General features: G+C 58.3%; 20 protein-coding genes. 11 read left to right on the forward strand and 9 right to left on the reverse strand.

The features are described from left to right. Positions 1-588 precede the first annotated feature (588 nt). Complete coding sequence (gene casA / locus DDA898_RS02250) at positions 589-2,097, forward strand: type I-E CRISPR-associated protein Cse1/CasA (protein WP_038910065.1); 1,509 nt, start codon at positions 589-591, stop codon at positions 2,095-2,097. 385 nt (positions 2,098-2,482) lie between these two features. After that, on the forward strand, positions 2,483-2,935 hold the full coding sequence (locus tag DDA898_RS02255; RefSeq protein ID WP_038910066.1) for a YhbP family protein: 453 nt from the start codon (positions 2,483-2,485) through the stop codon (positions 2,933-2,935). A 109-nt stretch (positions 2,936-3,044) separates the two neighbouring features. Here DDA898_RS02255 and nrdG read toward each other — a convergent pair whose 3' ends face one another. Together nrdG and nrdD are read right to left on the reverse strand one after the other, a co-directional pair. Beyond that, on the reverse strand, positions 3,045-3,509 hold the full coding sequence (gene nrdG / locus DDA898_RS02260) for an anaerobic ribonucleoside-triphosphate reductase-activating protein (protein ID WP_038910067.1): 465 nt from the start codon (positions 3,507-3,509) through the stop codon (positions 3,045-3,047). 97 nt (positions 3,510-3,606) lie between these two features. Next, the gene (nrdD, locus tag DDA898_RS02265) at positions 3,607-5,745 is read right to left on the reverse strand and encodes an anaerobic ribonucleoside-triphosphate reductase (protein WP_038910069.1); all 2,139 of its coding nucleotides are present in this window, start codon (positions 5,743-5,745) and stop codon (positions 3,607-3,609) included. 395 nt (positions 5,746-6,140) lie between these two features. Between nrdD and DDA898_RS02270 the strand changes: the two genes are divergently transcribed. The 6 genes from DDA898_RS02270 (at position 6,141) to DDA898_RS22700 (ending at position 12,549) form a co-directional block, all read left to right on the forward strand. Beyond that, positions 6,141-7,049, forward strand: coding sequence for a homocysteine S-methyltransferase family protein (locus DDA898_RS02270; RefSeq protein ID WP_038910070.1), 909 nt, complete (start codon positions 6,141-6,143; stop codon positions 7,047-7,049). Between the two features lie 73 nt (positions 7,050-7,122). Continuing rightward, positions 7,123-8,664 carry an ABC transporter substrate-binding protein gene (locus tag DDA898_RS02275; protein WP_038910072.1) on the forward strand — a complete coding sequence of 514 codons (1,542 nt, stop codon included), beginning with the start codon at positions 7,123-7,125 and terminating at the stop codon, positions 8,662-8,664. A 106-nt stretch (positions 8,665-8,770) separates the two neighbouring features. Beyond that, the gene (locus tag DDA898_RS02280) at positions 8,771-9,715 is read left to right on the forward strand and encodes an ABC transporter permease (protein ID WP_038910073.1); all 945 of its coding nucleotides are present in this window, start codon (positions 8,771-8,773) and stop codon (positions 9,713-9,715) included. Positions 9,716-9,742: 27 nt separating this feature from the next. Next, the gene (locus DDA898_RS02285) at positions 9,743-10,564 is read left to right on the forward strand and encodes an ABC transporter permease (protein ID WP_038910074.1); all 822 of its coding nucleotides are present in this window, start codon (positions 9,743-9,745) and stop codon (positions 10,562-10,564) included. Then, entirely contained in the window at positions 10,557-12,152 is a 1,596-nt protein-coding gene (locus tag DDA898_RS02290; protein ID WP_038910075.1) for an ABC transporter ATP-binding protein, read from the forward strand. The genes DDA898_RS02285 and DDA898_RS02290 overlap by 8 nt, the downstream gene beginning before the upstream one ends. Before the next feature lie 7 nt (positions 12,153-12,159). Beyond that, positions 12,160-12,549 carry a hypothetical protein gene (locus tag DDA898_RS22700; RefSeq protein WP_050570161.1) on the forward strand — a complete coding sequence of 130 codons (390 nt, stop codon included), beginning with the start codon at positions 12,160-12,162 and terminating at the stop codon, positions 12,547-12,549. Between the two features lie 150 nt (positions 12,550-12,699). On the opposite strand, the gene DDA898_RS02300 is transcribed toward DDA898_RS22700, so the two are convergent. The 4 genes from DDA898_RS02300 to DDA898_RS02315 are packed head-to-tail and all read right to left on the reverse strand — an operon-like array spanning position 12,700 to position 16,644. Then, positions 12,700-13,434 carry a proteasome-type protease gene (locus DDA898_RS02300; RefSeq protein ID WP_038910076.1) on the reverse strand — a complete coding sequence of 245 codons (735 nt, stop codon included), beginning with the start codon at positions 13,432-13,434 and terminating at the stop codon, positions 12,700-12,702. 29 nt (positions 13,435-13,463) lie between these two features. Continuing rightward, the gene (locus DDA898_RS02305; RefSeq protein ID WP_038910078.1) at positions 13,464-14,285 is read right to left on the reverse strand and encodes a transglutaminase family protein; all 822 of its coding nucleotides are present in this window, start codon (positions 14,283-14,285) and stop codon (positions 13,464-13,466) included. Beyond that, the gene (locus DDA898_RS02310) at positions 14,282-15,211 is read right to left on the reverse strand and encodes an alpha-E domain-containing protein (RefSeq protein WP_038910080.1); all 930 of its coding nucleotides are present in this window, start codon (positions 15,209-15,211) and stop codon (positions 14,282-14,284) included. Before DDA898_RS02310 ends, DDA898_RS02305 begins: the two co-directional genes overlap by 4 nt. Then, entirely contained in the window at positions 15,205-16,644 is a 1,440-nt protein-coding gene (locus DDA898_RS02315; RefSeq protein WP_038910081.1) for a circularly permuted type 2 ATP-grasp protein, read from the reverse strand. The genes DDA898_RS02310 and DDA898_RS02315 overlap by 7 nt, the downstream gene beginning before the upstream one ends. Before the next feature lie 418 nt (positions 16,645-17,062). On the opposite strand from DDA898_RS02315, the gene DDA898_RS21905 reads away from it, so the two are divergent. After that, positions 17,063-17,299, forward strand: a complete 237-nt coding sequence (locus DDA898_RS21905; RefSeq protein ID WP_071604489.1) for a TA system antitoxin ParD family protein — start codon at positions 17,063-17,065, stop codon at positions 17,297-17,299. Continuing rightward, positions 17,268-17,597, forward strand: a complete 330-nt coding sequence (locus DDA898_RS02320) for a type II toxin-antitoxin system RelE/ParE family toxin (protein ID WP_038912397.1) — start codon at positions 17,268-17,270, stop codon at positions 17,595-17,597. The genes DDA898_RS21905 and DDA898_RS02320 overlap by 32 nt, the downstream gene beginning before the upstream one ends. 89 nt (positions 17,598-17,686) lie before the next feature. Here DDA898_RS02320 and ridA read toward each other — a convergent pair whose 3' ends face one another. From ridA to pyrB, 3 genes are all read right to left on the reverse strand, one after another. Next, the gene (gene ridA, locus DDA898_RS02325; protein WP_038910082.1) at positions 17,687-18,073 is read right to left on the reverse strand and encodes a 2-iminobutanoate/2-iminopropanoate deaminase; all 387 of its coding nucleotides are present in this window, start codon (positions 18,071-18,073) and stop codon (positions 17,687-17,689) included. A gap of 113 nt (positions 18,074-18,186) precedes the next feature. Continuing rightward, on the reverse strand, positions 18,187-18,651 hold the full coding sequence (pyrI, locus tag DDA898_RS02330) for an aspartate carbamoyltransferase regulatory subunit (protein WP_038900117.1): 465 nt from the start codon (positions 18,649-18,651) through the stop codon (positions 18,187-18,189). A gap of 16 nt (positions 18,652-18,667) precedes the next feature. Further along, entirely contained in the window at positions 18,668-19,603 is a 936-nt protein-coding gene (pyrB, locus tag DDA898_RS02335; protein ID WP_038910083.1) for an aspartate carbamoyltransferase, read from the reverse strand. Positions 19,604-20,014: 411 nt separating this feature from the next. Between pyrB and DDA898_RS02340 the strand changes: the two genes are divergently transcribed. Further along, positions 20,015-20,482, forward strand: coding sequence for a NanQ anomerase/TabA/YiaL family protein (locus tag DDA898_RS02340; protein WP_038900118.1), 468 nt, complete (start codon positions 20,015-20,017; stop codon positions 20,480-20,482). Positions 20,483-20,599: the final 117 nt, after the last annotated feature.

Consider the following 20,599-nt stretch of genomic DNA (forward strand, 5'->3'; position numbering starts at 1 on the left):
AATAATTATCTCGTGGGAATGCGACATATTTCCAAATCATTATTATACTAATCATATTATATTTATTCCCGAATATTATTTACCGGCTAACAAATATCGCCGATGAGATAACTCGCTTTTTTATTTATAAAAATTATCTTGTCACAAAATATTATTTTTCCATACTTTATAGTGAATCACTCATCAGTCGGTGAGGTAACGCAATGCCTGATGCAGTCCATTCGGATCTGCTGTCTGTTGCTTATTTTCGCTATTGGGGCAAGGCGCGCTCGTATTCTGAAAATGATTCCCTTTATTTTTATTAGGTTAGTGATGCCCGCTGTTTCTGGTCGCTTCATCGGGACAGTGAGAAAAACGAACGTGCGTTGACGGACAGCCTTGTGTCGGATTCCACAGTAATAACGCAACAATAATGAGGTTTATTCGGCTACGCGTCGGGTCGAAATGAAAAATATTCCCGCATTGGCGGGGTTTGTTCACCGGGAAATATCGGAGCCTCTGGCGTGAACTCTGGCGCGCCGGGGCGGAAAACAATAACAGGAACCATGACGACCTCAGGGATGAGGCCCGACTTGAAGAGGTAGGTTCATGTTTTCACTGATTGACACACCCTGGTTACCCGTCGTAGGTGCGGATGGGCACCGCACCCGAATTTCTCCCCGCCAACTGGTTAACGATGACATTATTGATCTGGCGTGTCCCCGGCCTGATCTTCAGGGCGCTGCCTGGCAGTTGCTGATTGGCCTGCTGCAAACCGCGTACTCTCCGCCAGATGACGACGCCTGGGAGGACATCTGGCATGGCGGGCTGGGCAAAGGCTGGGCGAAGGCATTGACGCCGCTGGCGCCCGCGCTGTGGTTTGGCGCGAAGGCGAAGAAACCCGCGTTTATGCAGTATGGCGTGGGGCCGGCAGGGAAGGTCAGACCGATTGCTGATTTACTGGTGAACGCCGCCGGCGAACAGCCATTGACCTTCAATCGGCAGCATGTGTTGACGCATGGCCCGGTGGAGGCGATTTGCCCGCACTGTGCTGTGCTGGCGCTCTACGCCCGGCAGTCCCATGCGCCGTCAGGCCGCCGCTCTGTTCATGCCGCCGCCCCGGCGATGAAGACGCTGCTGACATTGCAGGACCATCGTCAGCCGTTATGGCGCAAATTGTGGGCAAATGTTATCCCCGGTGTACACGGACATTGTGTTTCCGAGGTGTTTCCGTGGCTGGCATCGTCGGGTATTCATGATGAAGCCGTAACACCGGAGAGCATCGCGCCACTGCAATCGTTCTGGGAAATGCCGCTACGCATTGAACTCGATTTTGTCCACACCCAAACCGGGCATTGCGAGCTGTGTGGTGAGGCATCGGAGCATCTGTTGACCCATTTCCGCGGTGATGTTCGCGCTGCTCGTCATGAACACCGTGAGCATCCGTTGACGCCTTACCGGCAATCTGTTCAGGATGGTTCGCTGTTGCCTGTTGCCGGGCAGTTGCAAGGGCTTGCTTATCGGGAGTGGCCGGGGCTGGTTCTGGGTGAACAGGGCGGTGAGTATCACACCCTGCCCGCGCGGGCCGTTCAGCTCAATCATCAACGTGACCCGCTGCGGTGCAAAGTGGGGTTATGGTGTTTCGGTTACGATCTGGCAGAGGGAAAAGGCGGTTGGTACGAGCACCATATTCCAACATGGGGTGAAGTGACGCCGGCTATACGCGATTATCTGCCGCTGGCGGTGCAGATGGCGGACGATGCCCACTCTCTGCTGTGTCAATCGGTTCAGGCCGCCGGCGTGGGAGCGGACAAACACTGCTGTACGATTGATGTGACTTTCTGGCAGGAGACGGAGCAGTTTTTCAAGCGGTTGTATGACGCCATTGCCGGCGGCATGTCTGTCGCTGAGGCCCTGAAAGCATGGCAAAATCAGCTGTATCTCTATCTGATTGGCACGTTTGACCGACTCACCTTCGGCAATCCCGATCTACGCTGTGATTTGAACCTGGCGGTCGAGGCGCGCAGTAATATGGTCAATCGATTCTGCAGCCAGAAAACCGCTGTACAGATTGAAAAAATGCAGCCGCAGGAAACGTTGGCGGCGGTGAACAGTTAACCGGTAGCCGTCCCCCGGCCGGGGTGATAGCCGTCCAGGCTGGGATTATTGAAACGCGACCTGAATACTCAGGTCGCTTGGCTTTATGGGCACGCGTCGAGAGATTGGTCATATTTAAGCCTCATCGCGTTGCCTGCGAGTCGCTTGATTTCAACGTGAGCAGATGGCTTTACGTCAATGCTCGTCCCCTTCCACACTGGTCACAACATCAAAATTTCCCTTTCTGTGAAGGCATTATCCGTTTTTTCTATCAATCTCGGGCAAAATACCGGCGCAGCAGGTCTGTATTTTGCCCGGGAAGTGGCATTATGTGCAGTTCGTGATAACAGGGACTGATGCTATCCGGTCAGGCAAGGATTAACGACGTTCTACCGGGGGAGAGGCCGTGGAAGCAGAGAATACTCTGGGAGTCATTTCCCGCTATCTGAAGAAATTGCATGTGCTGACGCTGTGTGTCAGCGACGATGACGATTTATGGTGCGCTAACTGCTTTTATGTGTTTGATGATGAACAGATCGCCTTTTATCTGATGACGGAGTCGGATACGAGGCATGGCGAGATTATGCGGCGGTGTCCGCAGGTGGCGGGCACGGTTAATGGTCAGCCGAAGAGCGTGTTGCTGATTAAAGGCGTGCAGTTTCTGGGTGAGATTAGCCGGTTGACCGGCGATGAAGAAACGCAGGCGCGCAGCCGCTATAACGTTCGCTTTCCGATTGCCCGCAGCAGCGGCGCGCCGATCTGGAAGCTGTCGCTCAATGAAATGAAGATGACCGATAACGCGCTGGGGTTCGGGAAAAAGCACCTGTGGCGTCGTGATACGGTGGCGGAACCGATGTAACCGATGCCGGTTTTTCGGGGGGAGGTTTCCCGTGTGCCGGTTTTCCTTATAGCGGTATCCGCGTGGTGCGATACCTGCGCCACGCGGTTTGTCGGCGTCCGTCGCCGGATCAGCGCAGATGATGAATCACCTGATTGCGGCTGCCGCGCCACATCAGCGTCAAATCTCGCTGTTCCTGCACGAACCGGCCATCCACCAGCACGTTGATCAGATCCACCACCTCACTCTGTTCCGGCGTCAGCTCATCCAGCCGGTAGCCGGTCCACATCCAGATATTCTTACCGGGGCATTCGTCGTGCACCCGTTTCACCAGCCGCAGGACCTCGGGCACGTTTTGTGGATGCAGCGGGTCACCGCCCGACAGCGACAGGCCTTGCAGCGGTACGTCGGTGTTTTGCAGATCGGCGATGATGCGATCTTCCATTTCCTGCGTGAAAGGGTGCCCGGAGTTCACTCGCCAGGTGCTCTGGTTATAGCAGCCGGGGCACTGGTGCTCACAGCCTGCCACAAACAGCGTACAGCGCGTTCCCGGACCGTTGACCACATCCACCGGGTAGTATTGATGGTAGTTCATAGCGTTACCGTCCAAAAGGCCGCCCGTCGGGCGGCATCAGCCTAACGCCGCAGTCGTGCATGAGGCCGCGCGCCCAATGGGAGCGCGGCGCAGACTGTCAGCCCAGTTGTCCGCTGGCAAGGTGTTTTACCCGGCGTTTGACCTCTTCCTGCTTGCCGGCGTTGAACGGACGCGCATCGGGGCTGCCCAGGTAGCCGCACACCCGCCGCGTCACCGAGACGCGCGAGGAGTCGTGGTTACCGCACTGCGGGCAGGTAAAGCCTTTGCTGGTGCAGTCGAACTCGCCGTTAAAGCCGCACTCGTAGCACTCGTCGATCGGCGTGTTGGTGCCGTAATAGGGGACTCGGGTGTAGCTGTAGTCCCACACGTCCTCAAGCGCCCTGAGGTTGTGCTGTAGGTTGGGATACTCGCCGTAACAGATAAAACCGCCATTCGCCAGCGGCGGGTAAGGGGCCTCAAAATCGATCTTCTGGTACGGATTGACCTTTTTCTCCACGTCGAGATGGAAGCTGTTGGTGTAGTAGCCTTTTTCGGTGACGCCGGGCACTACGCCGAATTCAGCGGTATCCAGACGGCAGAAGCGGTCGCACAGGTTTTCGCTTGGCGTACTATACAGGCTGAAACCGTAACCGGTCTCTTCCTTCCAGCTTTCGGTCGCGGCTTTCAAACGAGCGACAATCGCCACTGCTTTCTGCCGCAGGGTTTCATCATCGAACACATGAACCTGATTGCTGAACAAGGCGTTGATGGTCTCGTGAACCCCGATATAGCCCAGCGAAATGGAGGCGCGGCCGTTCTTGAAAATCTCGGCGATATTGTCGTCCGCTTTCAGGCGCACTCCGCATGCCCCTTCCATATAAAGTATAGGCGCTACGCGGGCTTTTACATTTTCCAGCCGCGCGATACGCGTCATCAGCGCCTTTTTCGCCAGCAGCAGCCGCTGATCCAGCAATTGCCAGAAGCGCGCTTCATCGCCGTGGGCTTCCAGCGCGATGCGCGGCAGGTTAAGACTGATGACGCCCAGGTTGTTGCGGCCGTCGTGGATTTGCTCGCCGTTTTCTTCGTATATCCCCAGGAAACTGCGGCAACCCATCGGTGTTTTGAACGAGCCGGTGACTTCCACCACCTGATCGTAATTGAGGATATCCGGGTACATGCGCTTGCTGGCGCACTCCAGCGCCAGTTGTTTGATGTCGTAATTCGCATCGCCCGGTTTGTGGTTGACGCCGTCGCGGATGGCGAACACCAGTTTCGGGAACACCGCCGTCTTGTGGTTTTTGCCCAGCCCGGCGATACGGTTGCGCAGAATAGACTGCTGAATCAGCCGCGACTGCCAACTGGTGCCAAGCCCGAAGCCGAAGGTGACGAACGGTGTTTGACCGTTGGCGGTATGCAGGGTGTTGACTTCGTATTCCAGCGACTGGAAGGCGTCGTAGCACTCTTTCTCGGTGCGGCTGAGCGCGTAGCCTTCGGCGTCCGGAATGTGCCATTCGCGCGCCACGGCGCAGTGCTTCTCGTGGCTGGCGGTGACGAACGGCGCCAGAATTTCATCGATACGGTTGATGGTGGTGCCGCCGTAAATATGGCTGGCGACCTGCGCGATGATCTGCGCGGTGACCGCGGTGGCGGTGGAGATGGATTTAGGCGGCTCGATTTCCGCGTTGCCCATCTTGAAGCCCTGCGTCAGCATGCCGTTGAGGTCGATCAGCATGCAGTTGAACATCGGGAAAAACGGCGAGTAGTCGAGGTCGTGGTAATGGATCTCGCCGCGTTCGTGCGCCAGCACCACGTCGCGCGGCAGAATGTGCTGTTTGGCGTAATGCTTGGCGACAATCCCCGCCAGCAGGTCGCGCTGGGTGGGAATGACTTTGCTGTCTTTGTTGGCGTTCTCGTTAAGCAGCGCGACGTTACTCTGCTCCACCAGCCCGCGGATTTCCTGATTCAATCGCCCCTGACGCTCGCGAGCCACATCGCGATCGTGGCGGTATTCGATATAGGTGCGCGCCAGCTGCTTGTACTTGCCGGACATCAGCAGGTTTTCCACCACGTTCTGAATCTCGCGGATATCAACGCGCGTTTTTCCCTGCATCTGCTGAGCGACGGCGCCGGCGACGGTGGCACAGTAGTCCGCATCATCCACGCCGGCGGCTTTGGCCGCCTTGATGACCGCGTCATTGATTCGGTTTTCGTCAAAAGGTACCTGACATCCGTCCCGTTTAATCACTACTGGTTTCATGTTGTTCCTCGGTGTTCTTCCTTTGTTGATGTTATCCACAGACGGAAGCCGCGGCTGACAACGGGTGCGGAGGCTGTGGATGTTCTTGTGGATAAACACAATATGTAGGTTCTTGTAAAAGGATAGACACTATATATTGAATTCGCCTGGAGGGGGACCCGGTTTTATTGCGTTAGAATTGACCTGGCTCAAGGAAATTCCGGCATCGTAGAGAAATCAGTCTTGTACAAATAACGAACAAAAAAGAGCGGGCGTGATGCAGCCCCGTCACCACTGGCCTGACGACAGTCTGTGCTTTTTGGCTATCAAGGCATCTAGACATCCATATAGGGTTTTTGTATGGTGGCGGGAAATTTTTTTACGCGATAACGCGATGACGCGATTAAGGAAAGACGATGGCAGACAACGTTCTGATTCTGGACGGAGGAATGGGGCGGGAACTGGCACGCATTGGCGCTCCCTTTCGTCAGCCGGAGTGGTCGGCGCTGGCGCTGATGGAATCGCCGCAGCATGTGCGTCAGGTACATGACAGCTATATCGCCGCCGGCGCGCAGGTGATTACCACCAACAGCTACGCCGTGGTGCCTTTCCATATCAGCGACGCGGTGTTTAACGCGCGCGGTCAGGCGCTGGCGACGCTGGCCGGGCAACTGGCGCGTCAGGCGGCGGATGCGGCCGCCCACCCGGTGCGCGTCGCCGGTTCGCTGCCGCCGGTGCTGGGTTCGTATCGTCCGGATCTGTTCAATGCCGCCGCCGCGACGCCGATCCTGAAAACGCTGATCGATGCCCTGAATCCGTACGTCGATGTGTGGCTGGCGGAAACCCAAAGTTCGCTGGCGGAAGTGGCGCTGGTGCGCGAACTGCTGGCGAACGATGCGCGCGAGCTGTGGCTGTCGTTTACGTTGCAGGATGAACTGGACGCCGACGGCCACGCCCGCCTGCGTTCCGGCGAAACCGTGGTGGCCGCGGCGCAAGCGGCTATCCAACTGCGCGCCGCTAATTTGCTGTTTAACTGTAGCCGGCCGGAAGTGATGGCGCCGGCGGTGGCGCAGGCCAGCGCGACGCTGAAAGCGCAGTCCGCCGCCATTGGCGTGGGCGTGTATGCCAACGCCTTCGAGCCGGAAGATAACCAGCGCGGCGCTAACGAAGGGCTGAGCCGTTTACGCACCGATACGCACCCGGAGGGTTACCTGCAATGGTCGCAGGAATGGGTGGCGCAGGGAGCGTCGTTGGTCGGCGGCTGCTGCGGCATCGGCCCGGAGCACATCGCCCGTCTGGCGCAGGCATTCAACCGCCAGGGATAAGCACCGGCGGTCATCTCCATAACGATAATAATCATCCGTCATGATGGATGAACACTCACGAAGGGAACACAACATGAATCGTCGTCATTTTATCAAGAGCGCCTGCGCCCTGTCCGTCGCGGCGGCCGCTACCGGCTGGCCGTTGAGCGCCGCCTGGGGAGCAGACGCCGCTGAACAACCGAAAAAGGGCGGTCACCTGATTGTCGGGGTGGATAACGCCTCCAGCACCGACCGTCTCGACCCGGCGTTCTGGTTCGAAACCTATATGTACTTCGTGGGTTCCCAACTGTTCAATAACCTGCTGGAGCTGGACGAAAAAGGCGAACTGGCGCCGTCGCTGGCCGAATCCTGGGACAGCAAGGACGGCGGCCGCACCTGGGTGCTGCATATCCGCAAAGGCGTACAGTTCCATGATGGCCGTACGCTCGGCGCCAAAGACGTGATCTACTCGCTCAACCATCACCGCGGCGAGAAATCCAGCTCGTCGGTGAAAGGCTATCTGGACCCGGTGATCGCGATGGACGCCACCGGCAGCCATGAAGTGACCATCCGCCTGAGCGAACCGAACGTGGAGTTCGTCGCACTGCTGAGCGACGTGCACTTTGCCATTACCCCGGAAAACGAGAGCTTCGACAAAGGTATCGGCACCGGTGCCTTTATTCTGGAGAGCTTCCAGCCGGGCGTGCGCACATTGGTGAAACGCAACCCGAATCACTGGAACAGCGAGCGCGGCCATGTCGACTCGGTCGAAACGCTGGCGATGAACGACTCAACTGCCCGCGTGGCGGCGCTGGTGAGCGGCTCGGCGCACATCATCAACCGTGTTAACCCGCGCATCGTCGGCCGCATTCAGAACATGCCGACCCTGCAACTGCTGCGCTCGCGCGACAGCCAGATTTTCACTTTCCCCGGTCTTGGCAACGTGGCGCCGTTCAACAGCGAGGACGGCCGGCTGGCGCTGAAATACGCCATCGATCGCCAGCAGATTATCGACACCGTGCTGGGCGGCTATGCCAGCGTGGCTAACGACAACCCGATTTTCCCCTCCAACCGCTACTTCGCCAAAGACATTCCCCAGCGTCCGTACGACCCGGAAAAAGCCAAATGGCACTGGCAGAAAGCCGGTTTCAGCGGCCCGCTGACGCTGTCGGTCGCCGATGCCGGTTTCCCCGGCGCGGTGGACGCCGGCCAGTTGTATCAGGCGTCTGCGCAGAAGGCCGGAATTCCGCTGAACGTAGAGCGCGTGCCGGACGACGCGTTCTGGGACAATGTGTGGATGAAAAAACCGTTCGTCTCCTCCAACTGGTCGGTGCGCCCGACCGCCGATGCGCTGCTGTCGCTGGTGTTCACCAGTCAGGCGCCGTGGAACGAGTCCGCCTGGAAAGACGCCGGGTTCGACCAACTGGTGCAGGCGGCGCGTGGTGAAGTGAACGAAGACAAGCGCCGTCAGATCTACCACGACATTCAGGTGATGCTGGTGGACAAGGGCAGCGAGATCATCCCGCTGTACGCTGACGCGCTCGATGCTTGCAGCAACAAGGTGAAAGGGTTGAGCGCCATTCCGGGCTTCCCGCTGAGCGGCAACCGCGCGGCGGAAAAAGTGTGGCTGGCCTGAGGCGGGTAACGTGACGATTTTTCACCGATGGGCTGCGCTTCACCGATGGGCAAGTCTTTACCGATGGGCAAGTCTTTACCGATGGACTGGCCGCTACCCGCTGCTGATGCTGATTCTGCGGCGTTTGCTGGCGGGTGTGGCGATGATCGCGGTGGTATCGGTGCTGATTTTCGCCGGTATCCAGTTGCTGCCGGGCAACGCCGCCACCGCCATTCTGGGGCAGACGGCGACGCCGGAAGCGGTGCGGGCGTTGAACGCCCAACTGGGGCTGGACCAGCCGGCGGTTTCCCGCTATCTCAGTTGGCTATGGGGCGTGCTGGGCGGCGATTTCGGCCAGAGCTTCACCAGCCGTCAGAGCATCGCGCCGGTGCTGGCGTACCGGCTGGAAAACACGCTGTTTCTGGCCGGCTGCACGGCGGTGATCGCGGTGCCGCTGGCGCTGCTGACCGGCTTTCTGTCGGTGCGTTATCAGGGCAGCTGGCTGGACCGGCTGCTTAACCTGTTTGCCCGCGCCGCGGTGGCGTTGCCGGAGTTTTTCTCCGGTTACCTGTTGATTCTGATTTTTTCCATCACCCTGTTCTGGCTGCCGAGCAACAGCAGCGTCAGCGACGGTATGCCGCTTGGCGCGCACCTGACCGCCATCGCGTTGCCGTGCCTGACGCTGGTGCTGGCGGTGCTGGGGCACATGAGCAACATGACCCGCGCGGCGCTGATCGGCGCTCAAAACGCGGCCTATGTCGACACGGCGTTGCTAAAAGGGATTTCGCCTTCCGCTATCCTGCTGCGTCACGTGCTGCCCAACGCCTGGGGGCCGATCATCAACGTTATCGTGCTCAACCTGGCGTACCTGATGGTGGGGGTGGTGATCGTCGAAAGCGTGTTTGTCTACCCGGGGCTGGGGCAGTACATGGTCGACAGCATCAGCAAACGCGATATGCCGGTGATTCAGGGCTGCGCGCTGGTGCTGGCGACGATTTACATCCTGCTTAATCTGCTGGCGGATGTGGTGTCGCTGATGGCGAATCCGCGTCTGCGTCATGCCCGGCGGTAATGCCGTCAACCGAATGGATATCTGTACATGCCTGCTGTGAAACCTTCCGTGGTGTTTGGCCTGTTGGGGCTTAGCCTGTTTATTGGGGTGGCGCTGTTTGCGCCCTGGATTGCGCCTTACCCGGCCGATAAGGTGGTCGGCGGCGCCTGGTTGGGGCCGATGCCGCAGGTCTGGCTCGGCACCGACAATATCGGGCGCGACCTGTTTTCCCGTTTGATCTGGGGCACCCGCACCTCGCTGGCGGTGACCGCGCTGGCGGCGGCGCTGGCGTTTGTTATGGGCACCGGGCTGGGGTTTCTGTCCGGGGTATGCGGCGGCTGGGTCGACCAACTGATTTCCCGCGTTAACGACGTGCTGATGGCGATCCCGACGCTGATTCTGGCGCTGGTGGTGCTGGCGATGCTGCCGAAAAGCACCTTGATCATCATTCTGGTGCTGGGTGTGCTGGAAGCCACCCGCGTGCTGCGTGTTTCGCGCGCGCTGGCGGTGGATATCGCCACGCAGGAGTTCATCGAGGTGGCGCGCATGCGCGGCGAGTCGATGGGCTGGATCCTGTGGCGCGAGATCCTGCCGAATGCGCGCAACACGCTGGTGGCGGAGTTCGCGCTGCGTTTCATTTTCATCCTGCTGTTCCTGTCGGCATTGTCGTTTCTGGGGCTGGGTATACAGCCGCCGACTGCCGACTGGGGCGGTCTGGCGCGCGACAACAAAGACGGCATTCTGTTTGGCGTGTGGGCGGCGCTGGTGCCGGGGGCGGCGATCGCCCTGCTGGCGGTGTCGCTCAATGTGGTGGCCGACTGGCTGCTGAGTCGCGACGGACGTAACTGGCGCGGAGGCCGTCATGAGTGAGTTGCTGCGGGTCGAACAGTTGCGCGTAGTGGCGGGCGAGCACCCGCTGGTACAAGACATCAGCTTTACCCTCAATAAAGGCGAAGTGCTGGGGTTGATTGGCGAGTCCGGCGCGGGCAAGTCCACCATCGGCCAGGCGATTCTCGGCCACTGTCGTCACGGCATGCGTATCGAAAGCGGGCACATCTGGTTTCAGAACGGCGATAAACACAGCGATCTGGCCACGTTATCGGAGCGGCAGTTACGGCGGGTGCGCGGCGCGCGCATCGCGTATGTGGCGCAGTCCGCCAGCGCGTCGTTCAACCCGGCGCAGCGCATCGGCGAACAGGTGATTGAAACCGCGGTGCGCCACGGCGTGCTGTCGCGCCAGCAGGCCATCGCGCGGGCGATCGAACTGTTTGCGCAGCTGTCGCTGCCGGAACCGCAGGTCTTTTTCCAGCGCTATCCGCATCAGGTATCCGGCGGACAGTTGCAGCGGGCGATGATCGCGATGGCGATGTGCGCCGGCCCCGATCTGATCATTTTCGACGAACCGACCACCGCGCTGGACGTGACTACCCAGCTCGGGGTGCTCAATGCCATCGATGAGATTATCCGCCTGACCGGCGTGGCGGCGCTGTATATCAGTCACGATCTGGCGGTGGTGGCGCAAATCAGTCACCGCATCATGGTGCTGCGTCACGGCCGTCAGGTGGAAATCGGCGACACGGCGTCGCTGCTGGCAAACCCTGGCGAAGCGTACACCCGCGCGTTGCTGCAGGCGCGCGGCGAACCCAAAGCGTCGCAACCGACGACCGACGACATCCTTCTGGATATCCGCCATCTCGGCGCGCGTTATCAGCAACAACCGGTATTGCAGGACGTGTCGCTGCAACTGGCGCGCGGACGCACGCTGGCGGTGATCGGCGAATCCGGCTCCGGCAAATCGACGCTCGGACGTACCCTGTGCGGGCTGCTGGCGCCGGCGGGCGGCGAGATTCGGTTAAATGGCGATGCGTTGCCGCCGCGACTGGCGCAACGTAACCGCGCCCAGTTGCAATCGATCCAGATGATTCACCAGCATCCGGACACCGCGCTCAACCCGCGCCTGCCGATCGGCGTGCAGATTGAACGGGCGATGGTGTGCCTGACCCAACTGGACGCCGCCGCGCGCCGCGTACGCGTGAGCGACTTGCTGCATCAGGTCGGACTGCTGCCGGAAATGGCGCAGCGTTATCCCACCGCGCTGTCCGGCGGTCAAAAACAGCGGGTATGCATCGCCCGCGCGCTGGCGGCGCAGCCGTCGCTGATAGTCTGCGACGAACCGACATCGGCGCTGGACCCGCTGGTGGCGCGCGAGGTGCTCGCGCTGCTGCGTCAGATCCAGCAGGAAACCGGCGTCGCCTACCTGTTCATCACCCACGATTTACACGTGGTACGGGAAGTGGCCGACACCGTGGCGGTGCTGCGCCACGGTCGCATTGTCCGGCAGGGACCGGTGACCGAAACGCTGTCGCCGCCGCTGGACGACTACACGCAGCAACTGCTGCTGGCGGTGCCGGAAATGCGCTGCGGTTGGCTGCGGGACGTGATGGAGAAGGTGTGCTGACTGGCGTATGTTGCTAATCTTGTGTGATATTCGTGGCGGAAGCGAGCCATCAGGCTATTGGAGAAAAAAAGTGAAGGGATGGGTTTTATTGCTGGCGGGGTTGATGTCCGGTTCGGCATTTGCGGAAGTTAATTGCGAGAAACTTGATAATAAGGCGTTTGATGAGGGTAAGGTTATCGACGTCGCTCAATCTGCTTATCAGGTTGGCGGTAAAGGCCGCCTCTATTTTTATTCTGCACCTGATGATACTTGCTTAAATAAACAACTGTTTATTGTTGTGGGCGATAAGGTCACTGTCTATCGGGAATGGAACGGGTTCTACGCGATAACCTACTACAATCCTGCGGGCGAACTGTTTGATGGTTGGGTAAAAGGCGACCGTTTGTCGGCAAACTGACCCACCGTGTCTGATTGACTCTACTCCGCTTTGATTTCACCGGGCTTGCCGCTGGCGTAGCCCGGTGCCTGGCATTAAAAATCCCAACCCTGGCTGTATTGATAGTCTGCCAATGCGCGCAGGTTTTTGATGCGGCGGCGCAGCGATGCCTTACCCCTGTGCCGGAAACGGCGGCAGTTGTCGAAAGGTGTTCAATAGCCCTTCCGACCAGGCTTTGCGAATGGCGACGAAGTAAGGGTCGTTTTCGGTGATGCGGTGCTGTTCGCCGGCATCAAAGCTACCGGTGCGATAAATCATTACGTCCAGCGGCAGGCCGACCGACAGGTTGCTGCGCAGCGTGGAGTCGATGGAAATCAGCGCGCAGCACATTGCCTGTTCCAGCGAGGTGTCCGCCGTCAGTACCCGGTCGATAATCGGTTTGCCGTACTTGCTTTCGCCGATCTGAAAGTAGGGGGTATCGACGGTGGCTTCGATAAAGTTGCCTTCCGGGTAGATGTGGAACAGCCGCGGCGTTTCGTCGCCAATTTGCCCGCCCAACAGCAGGTTACAGCCGAAATTGGTGCTGCTGCCGTTTTGCTGGGCCTGACTGTCGCGGTGGATGACCTCGCGCACCGTTTCGCCCACCAGCGTGGCGGCGTCGTACAACGTGTCGACCTGCATCAGGTTCGGCGTGTGCTGAGCTTGTATGCGGGCGTTCAGCAGGCTGATGATGCTCTGGGTGGTGGCGAGATTGCCGGCGGACTGGAGCACCAGCACCCGTTCGCCTTCCTGACGGAACACATGGAGCTTTCTGAAGGTTGCGATGTGGTCGACCCCCGCGTTGGTGCGGGAGTCGGAAGCGAAAACCAGCCCGTCAGACAGACGCATGGCCACACAGTAGGTCATACAACACCTTTTGAGTTAAACAGTGCCCACTATTGCTGTTGTTGCACCTGCTGCTGTCGCTCAAACAGGCTCACTTCAGCCTCGGAAAACATCTCTTCACAACCACCGCCAAGACGGCTGCCGCGCACCGGGCAGGCGTCCAGATAATCCATCCCTACCGCCAGCCGTAAGTGCTGATTGAGCAGACGGGTGTTGTTGGTGATGTCAAAGCTGTACCAGCGCTCATTCAGCCAGGCCTCGGCCCAGGCGTGCATCGCCACGTGCTCGGTATCCCGGCTGTAAACGTAGCCGCTGACGTAGCGCGCCGGAATGCGCAGGCTGCGACAGCAGGCCAGGAACACGTGGGTGTGATCCTGACACACCCCCTTGCCTTTGGCAAAAGCCGCCGATGCGGTGTCGTGCACCCGGGTGGCGCCGGGAGTATACGGCATTTTCAGCCGCAGTTCCGCCATCAGCGTTTCCAGGCTGCCCACCGGGTCAGTTTCACGGTAATAGCGCCGGGCGAACTCGCGGATTGGCTCGTCCGCCTCGGTCAGCTCGGTGCCGCGCAGGAACACCAGCGGCGACAGCGACTCGTCGCTCTCCTCGGGCAGCTCTTCTACATTATCGGCGATTTCCACCACACCCTGAGCGTGGATCAGAATGTCGTGATGAGGGTGGTCCAGCGTCAGCACGTGCATCAGGTTGCCGTAGGCGTCGGTGGTGGCGACCGCCGAGGCCGGCAGCGTCAGCTTCCAGTCACTGATGCGCTGGCGGGCGGAATTCTGCGGCGTAAGCCGTAGGTACTGGGTGCTGAACTTCACTTCTTCATCGTAACGGTAGTGGGTCAGGTGATTGATGGTGAGTTTCATAGCGCCTCCAGGTAGGTGTGGCGGATGCTGTCAGCCAGTTCGTTGATTTTAGTAAGGAAACGGTTGAGATAATTTTGCAGGTCGTCGGCCAGGACATCGTCGAGCGAGCCGAAGCGCAGTTCCACGTGCAGCAGATGGGCCAGCCGCTGCGGAATGCGCGCCCGTTCACTGCCGATCATCTCCAGTTGTTGCACCAGATCGCCCACGCAGGCGTGCAGCGAGCGCGGCACGTCGTTGCGCAGTACCAGCAGTTCGGTGACGGTTTCCCGGCTGATGGGCTGGCGATAAATGCTGTGGTAGGCCTCGCGGGCGCTCACCGCACGCAGCAGGGTATCGAGCCGGTAGTATTCACGCACCGGGTCTGGGTCGTTGTTGAGCTGTTGATCCTTGATCGTCAGCAGTTGCGCGGTAGCAAACGCCCGTTCGATCAGGGTGCCGATGCGGATAAAACACTGGGCGTCGTTGCGCAGCAACGTGCCGAACATGGCGCCGCGAAACAGGTGCGCGCGCTCTTTTACCCAGTCGAAGAACGCATCGATACCGATCTTGTCCACCCCGGACTGACGCAGGTTACGGATATCGATACGGGTGGTGTTGATGCATTCCCACACTTCGGACGACAGGCTGCCGCGTACCGCGTGGGCGTTGTTCCAGGCCATTTCGATACAACTGTAGATGCTGCTGGGGTTGTGGCTGTCCAGCGCAAAGAAGTTCAGCAGGTTGTTCATGGTGAAGCGGGCGTAGCGCTCCTGGAACAGCTCATGGGTGAACGTCAGATTGAGCGGCAGCGACAGATCGTGCTGCTGCTGGCTGTGGCGTGGCATCATCGACAGCTTGTAGGTGACGTCCAGCACGCGGGCAAAACTTTCCGCCCGTTCCAGATAACGGGCCATCCAGTACAGTTCGCTGGCGGTACGGCTTAGCATGATTGGTCCTCCTCCATCACCCAGGTATCTTTGGTGCCGCCTCCTTGTGAGGAATTCACCACCAGCGAGCCTTCGGTCAGCGCTACGCGGGTCAGCCCGCCGGGCACCAGCCGGATCTCCTCGCCGTACAGCACGAACGGGCGCAGGTCGATGTGGCGCGGCGCCAGCCCTTCCTCGACGAATGTCGGGCAGGTGGAGAGCGCCAGCGTGTCCTGAGCGATGTAGTTGCCGGGGTTGGCCAGCAGCCGCTGGCGGAACTCATCGATTTGCTGGCGGGTGGATTTGGGGCCGACCAACATGCCGTAGCCGCCCGCGCCGTGCACCTCTTTCACCACCATGCTGTCCAGATGGGCCAGCACGTAGCCGAGATCGTCGGGTTTGCGGCACTGCCAGGTGGGGATGTTGCCGAGAATCGGCTCTTCGGACAGGTAAAAGCGGATCATCTCCGGCACGTAGGGGTAGATGGATTTGTCGTCCGCCACGCCGGTGCCGATGGCGTTCGCCAGCACCACGCCACCGGCGCGGTACACCGACAGCAGCCCCGGCACGCCGAGCATCGAATCGGCGCGGAATGCCAGCGGGTCGAGGAAGGCGTCGTCAAGACGGCGGTAGATCACGTCCACCCGGCACGGACCTTCGGTGGTGCGCATATACACCGCGCCCTCTTTTACAAACAAGTCGGCGCTTTCCACCAGTTCCACCCCCATTTGCTGGGCGAGGAAACTGTGTTCGAAATAGGCGCTGTTAAAGCGACCCGGCGTCATTACCACCACCGTCGGATCGTCGACGTGGGTGCTTTCCCGCAGCGTCTGTAGCAGGTAGCTGGGGTAACGCTCCACCGGCGCGATGTGCTGGCTGGCGAACAGGTCCGGATAGAGCCGCATCATCATCTTGCGGTTTTCCAGCATGTAGGACACGCCGGACGGCGTGCGCAAGTTGTCTTCCAGCACGTAATAGTGGCCGTCGCTGTTGCGCACCATATCGATGCCGGTGATGTGGGCGTAGATATTGTTGTGCAGGTCGACGCCCTGCATGCATGGCTGATACTGCTCGTTGGCGAGCACCTGTTCGCGCGGCACGATGCCGGCGTTGAGAATGTGTTGCTGATGGTAGATGTCGTAGAGAAAGGCGTTGAGGGCTTTGACCCGCTGGCGGATGCCGAGGTCGAGCATCCGCCATTCATGGGCCGGAATGATGCGCGGCACGCTGTCAAAAGGAATCAGGCGCTCGGTGCCGCCTTCTTCGCCATACACGTTAAAGGTAATCCCCACCCGGTGGAACAGCAGTTCCGCCTGTTCTTTCTTCTGGCGGATAGCGTGCTGGTCGGTTTGTTGCAACCATTGCCAGTAGGCGTCGTAGTGCTGGCGTTGCCCGCCTTCTGCGCTGAGCATCTCATCGTAGTAAGGCGCGGTCGGAAGCGTCATTTTTATCATTGTCGTCCCCTGCATTCCGCTTGATGGAAGATACAACGAAAAATGCAGAAAGCATGCCAGCGTGGCAAATGAGGTGCTTATTGCTGACGGCGGAGAAAAACTGCACTTCGCTGGTGCAAATAACGACAAACGGTGCGCTACGGCGGGGTGATGCGGCGAAAATAACGATAGGGGATGGTGCGATAGCGGAGGAGTGTGCACGGGTTTGAGTCAACACTATCAAGTAATAGTGGAATAAAATAACGCGACAAAATGTTGCGTATCGCGATTTAATGTCTTAGCATGCTTGTAAGTCATAGCATGATGTCTGAGACCACAGAGACCACAGAGACCACAGAGACCACAGAGACCACAGAGACCACAGAGACCACAGAGACCACAGAGACCACAGAGACGATTACATATAGGTATCAATAATATGGCTATCAGTATTCGATTGGATGAAGACTTTGTCACCGAAGTAAAGGTGTATGCAGAAGCATCCAGCCGTAGTGTGCCCAAGCAGATAGAGCACTGGGCCAAAATCGGCAGGATTGCTGAGGATAATCCCGATCTGACATACGAATTTATTATGGAAACTTTGCTCGCCCGAAGCGAAGTAGAGAATGGTAAGGTTTCTCGTTATGTCCGAAGAACAAAACCAAGCAGAGATTGAGGTTTATCAGACCAACCGGTTTGAAAAAGCACTGGACAAATTACCGCAACAGTTCAGAGCTGTAGTTGAAGATGAAATTGATGCGATTGTTGAAAACCCGGAGCTGGGTGAGCTAAAGAAAGGCGACTTGAGTTATTTAAGAGTTCATAAGTTCAAGCTGAACAACCAGTTAATGTTGCTGGGGTACAGCTGGAACCAAGACCAGCTTATCATCCATCTGCTGAGTTTAGGTTCTCATGAAAACTTTTATCAGCAACAGAAAAAGATGAGAAAGTCAGATTTAAAACTCATCAGATAAACGAAACCCCGGTATTAACCGGGGGTCGTCATTTAACCATAACGACATTCGCAATCCGTCGTTATTGCAACGCAGCCGGGTAACGGACCTTAGCCGCGAACCGCGATAGCTTCGATCTCGATTTTCACGTCTTTCGGCAGGCGAGCCACTTCCACGCAGGAGCGAGCCGGGAACGGCGCGTTGTGCTCGGTGAAGAAGGCTTCGTACGCGGCGTTAACCGTGGCGAAATCGTTCAGATCTTTCACGAACACCGTGGTTTTGACGATGTTGCCGACTTTCAGACCGGCCGCTTCCACGATGGCTTTCACGTTTGCCAGCGACTGACGGGCCTGTGCGGTGATGTCGTCCGGCACCAGACCGGTTTTCGGGTCCACCGGGATCTGGCCGGAGGTGAAGATCATGCTGCCCAGGTCAACACCCTGAACATAAGGGCCGATGGCGGCCGGAGCCTGTTCCGTACTGATAATGCGTGACATGTTTTCTCCTGATTATGTCTGAAATGATGCGACTTCCGCATTATTCCAAAAAGCCCGCCGTCAGGCCAATGCCGCAATCCGATGGGCGGCGTTTTCCTGACGGCAACCGCGCATCAGTGGCTGTTCAGCACCGCCTGACGTTCAAACTCTTTCTCGCAGTATTTGCATTTCAACTGCACATCGTCGCCGCGTTGCTTCACGCCGAAGGAGGAACTGACCGGCTCGCTGCGGCTGATGCAGTTGCTGTTGGGGCAGGTCAACACGCCTTCGATGTGCGATGGCAATTGCGGGTGCAGCTTGCGCACCACTTCGTAATTGTCGATCTGGTTGACGGTGGCCTGCGGCGCGTACATCGCCAGCTGGTTGGCCTGTTCTTCGGTCAGGAAAATATTTTCAATCTTGATCAGATCTTTGCGGCCCAGATGCCTGGAGGGCAAGTTCAGGCCGATGGTGATGCGCTGGTCGGTGGCGGTCAGTTTGAACAGCGTCAGCAATTTGAAGCCAACCTGCGCCGGAATGTGGTCGATCACGGTGCCGCGTTTGATGGCTTCAACCTGTAATTTATTGTCGTGAGTCATGCTGTATGCTCCTCTCTCACAGAACCAGTTCGCTGTTCAGAACCAGCGCCAGCAGAGCCTGGCGCGCGTAAATACCGTTGCCCGCCTGCTGGAAGTAGTAGGCGTAAGGGGTGCTGTCCACGTCGGTGGTGATTTCATCGATGCGTGGCAGCGGGTGCAGCACTTTCAGGTTGTCGCGGGCGCTGCCGAGGTCGGCCGCGCGCAGGATAAACTGCGATTTGATGTTGATGTACTCCGACGGGTCCAGCCGCTCTTTCTGTACGCGGGTCATGTACAGGATGTCCAGTTGTGGCGCCACTTCCTCGATGCTGGTGTGCAGGCTATAAGGGATATCTTTCTCTTTCAGCATGTTGAGGATGTAATCCGGCATGGCCAGCGCGTCCGGAGAGATAAAGTAGAAGCGGTTGCCGTCGAACTTGGCCAGCGCCTGGGTCAGCGAGTGTACGGTGCGGCCGTATTTCAGGTCGCCGACCATGGCGATATTGATGTTGTTCAGACGGCCCTGGGTTTCCTGAATGGTGAACAGGTCCAGCAGCGTCTGGGACGGGTGCTGGTTGGCGCCGTCGCCGGCGTTGAACACCGGCACGCCGCCGGAGAACTCGGTCGCCAGCCGCGCTGCGCCTTCCTGCGGATGGCGCATTACGATGGCGTCCACATAGTTGCTGATGACCGAAATGGTGTCCGCCAGAGTTTCGCCTTTTTTGCCGAGCGAGGTGTTGTTGCTGTCGGCAAACCCGACCACCGACGCGCCCAGCCGGTGAATGGCGGTTTCAAACGACAGGCGGGTACGCGTGGAAGCTTCAAAGAAACAGCTGGCAATCACTTTGTGCTTCAGCAGTTCCGGCTGCGGACGGGCTTTCAGGCTGGCCGCCACCTTGAGCGTCAGTTCCAGATCGTCCCGGCTGAGATCGTTGATTGAGATGATGTGTCTTTTATATAGCGGATTGATCATGTGGCTATGCTCCCCTCGGTTAGGCCCGGTAAACAAACGGTATGGCTGGCGGCGACAGGCAAAAAAAAGCCCCTCAACGAGGGGCTTTTTTTACGAATCGATCAGGCAACGGGAGGAAAAACGCTGTCATGCCGCCAACAGGCAGTTGCGGTTCGGCACCCACAAAAACAGCAGCGTCAGACATGTTCCCTCCCGGCAAATTGTCCGGAATTATACGCGCCGAAGAGGTGAATTCAAGCAGAAAAACGCCGTCTTTTCGCGGCGGGCAATCGGTTGCGGCTACTTGTTTCATCGGAAGAAGAAACGCATCGTTCGGATCACTTTTTTACCATCGCTGGCTGGCGGCCCGATGCCGACAGGAGTATAAGGAATCAAAACATTGTTTCAGTTTATTTGTTTAAAGGAGCGATCATGATTACCGGTAATGTCGACCATCTGGAGCTGGTTCCCTATCTGCCCGCCAAACTGCGTGAGGCGATTGAGTATGTAAAACAGCATATCAACGCCGATACCCCGCTGGGTAAGCACGATATCGACGGCAATAAGGTATTTGTGCTGGTGTCGAACGACAGCACGGACCGGTTCGAGAAACGCCGCGCCGAGTATCACGCCAAATACCTGGATATCCAGATTGTGCTGAACGGCACAGAAGGCATGACCTTCAGCAACCTGCCGGCGGGCAAACCGGACGTTGACTGGCTGGCGGACAAGGACATTGCGTTCCTGCCGGCTGGCGAGCAGGAAAAACAGTTTGTGCTGAACACCGGCGACTTTGTGGTGTTCTTCCCCGGCGAAGTGCACAAACCGCTGTGCGCCGTCGGCGAACCGGCTCACGTACGCAAGGCGGTCGTGAAGATCGATGCCTCACTGGTGTTTTAATTCATTATTTTTATGACAATAGGCTGTTGACAAACAGCCGCGTTGTTTTGTGAACGTGAAATCTGTCTAATCAGTGAATAGTTTCGTGCGGGATAAACGGCGCTGTTTCTTTGCAAT

The sequence above is a fragment of the Dickeya dadantii NCPPB 898 genome (assembly GCF_000406145.1).
GTDB classification, from domain to species: domain Bacteria; phylum Pseudomonadota; class Gammaproteobacteria; order Enterobacterales; family Enterobacteriaceae; genus Dickeya; species Dickeya dadantii.

Bases quoted from the DNA above. Each gene is read 5' to 3' on its own strand.
- DDA898_RS02275 (WP_038910072.1), top strand. From the start codon at position 7,123: ATGAATCGTCGTCATTTTATCAAGAGCGCCTGCGCCCTGTCCGTCGCG.
- DDA898_RS02300 (WP_038910076.1), bottom strand. From the start codon at position 13,434: ATGACCTACTGTGTGGCCATGCGTCTGTCTGACGGGCTGGTTTTCGCT.
- nrdD (WP_038910069.1), bottom strand. From the start codon at position 5,745: ATGAAACCAGTAGTGATTAAACGGGACGGATGTCAGGTACCTTTTGAC.
- pyrI (WP_038900117.1), bottom strand. From the start codon at position 18,651: ATGACTCACGACAATAAATTACAGGTTGAAGCCATCAAACGCGGCACC.
- ridA (WP_038910082.1), bottom strand. From the start codon at position 18,073: ATGTCACGCATTATCAGTACGGAACAGGCTCCGGCCGCCATCGGCCCT.
- DDA898_RS02270 (WP_038910070.1), top strand. From the start codon at position 6,141: ATGGCAGACAACGTTCTGATTCTGGACGGAGGAATGGGGCGGGAACTG.
- pyrB (WP_038910083.1), bottom strand. From the start codon at position 19,603: ATGATCAATCCGCTATATAAAAGACACATCATCTCAATCAACGATCTC.
- casA (WP_038910065.1), top strand. From the start codon at position 589: ATGTTTTCACTGATTGACACACCCTGGTTACCCGTCGTAGGTGCGGAT.
- DDA898_RS21905 (WP_071604489.1), top strand. From the start codon at position 17,063: ATGGCTATCAGTATTCGATTGGATGAAGACTTTGTCACCGAAGTAAAG.
- DDA898_RS02310 (WP_038910080.1), bottom strand. From the start codon at position 15,211: ATGCTAAGCCGTACCGCCAGCGAACTGTACTGGATGGCCCGTTATCTG.
- DDA898_RS02285 (WP_038910074.1), top strand. From the start codon at position 9,743: ATGCCTGCTGTGAAACCTTCCGTGGTGTTTGGCCTGTTGGGGCTTAGC.
- DDA898_RS02305 (WP_038910078.1), bottom strand. From the start codon at position 14,285: ATGAAACTCACCATCAATCACCTGACCCACTACCGTTACGATGAAGAA.
- DDA898_RS02290 (WP_038910075.1), top strand. From the start codon at position 10,557: ATGAGTGAGTTGCTGCGGGTCGAACAGTTGCGCGTAGTGGCGGGCGAG.
- DDA898_RS02320 (WP_038912397.1), top strand. From the start codon at position 17,268: ATGTCCGAAGAACAAAACCAAGCAGAGATTGAGGTTTATCAGACCAAC.
- DDA898_RS02315 (WP_038910081.1), bottom strand. From the start codon at position 16,644: ATGATAAAAATGACGCTTCCGACCGCGCCTTACTACGATGAGATGCTC.
- DDA898_RS22700 (WP_050570161.1), top strand. From the start codon at position 12,160: ATGTTGCTAATCTTGTGTGATATTCGTGGCGGAAGCGAGCCATCAGGC.
- DDA898_RS02280 (WP_038910073.1), top strand. From the start codon at position 8,771: ATGCTGATTCTGCGGCGTTTGCTGGCGGGTGTGGCGATGATCGCGGTG.
- DDA898_RS02340 (WP_038900118.1), top strand. From the start codon at position 20,015: ATGATTACCGGTAATGTCGACCATCTGGAGCTGGTTCCCTATCTGCCC.
- nrdG (WP_038910067.1), bottom strand. From the start codon at position 3,509: ATGAACTACCATCAATACTACCCGGTGGATGTGGTCAACGGTCCGGGA.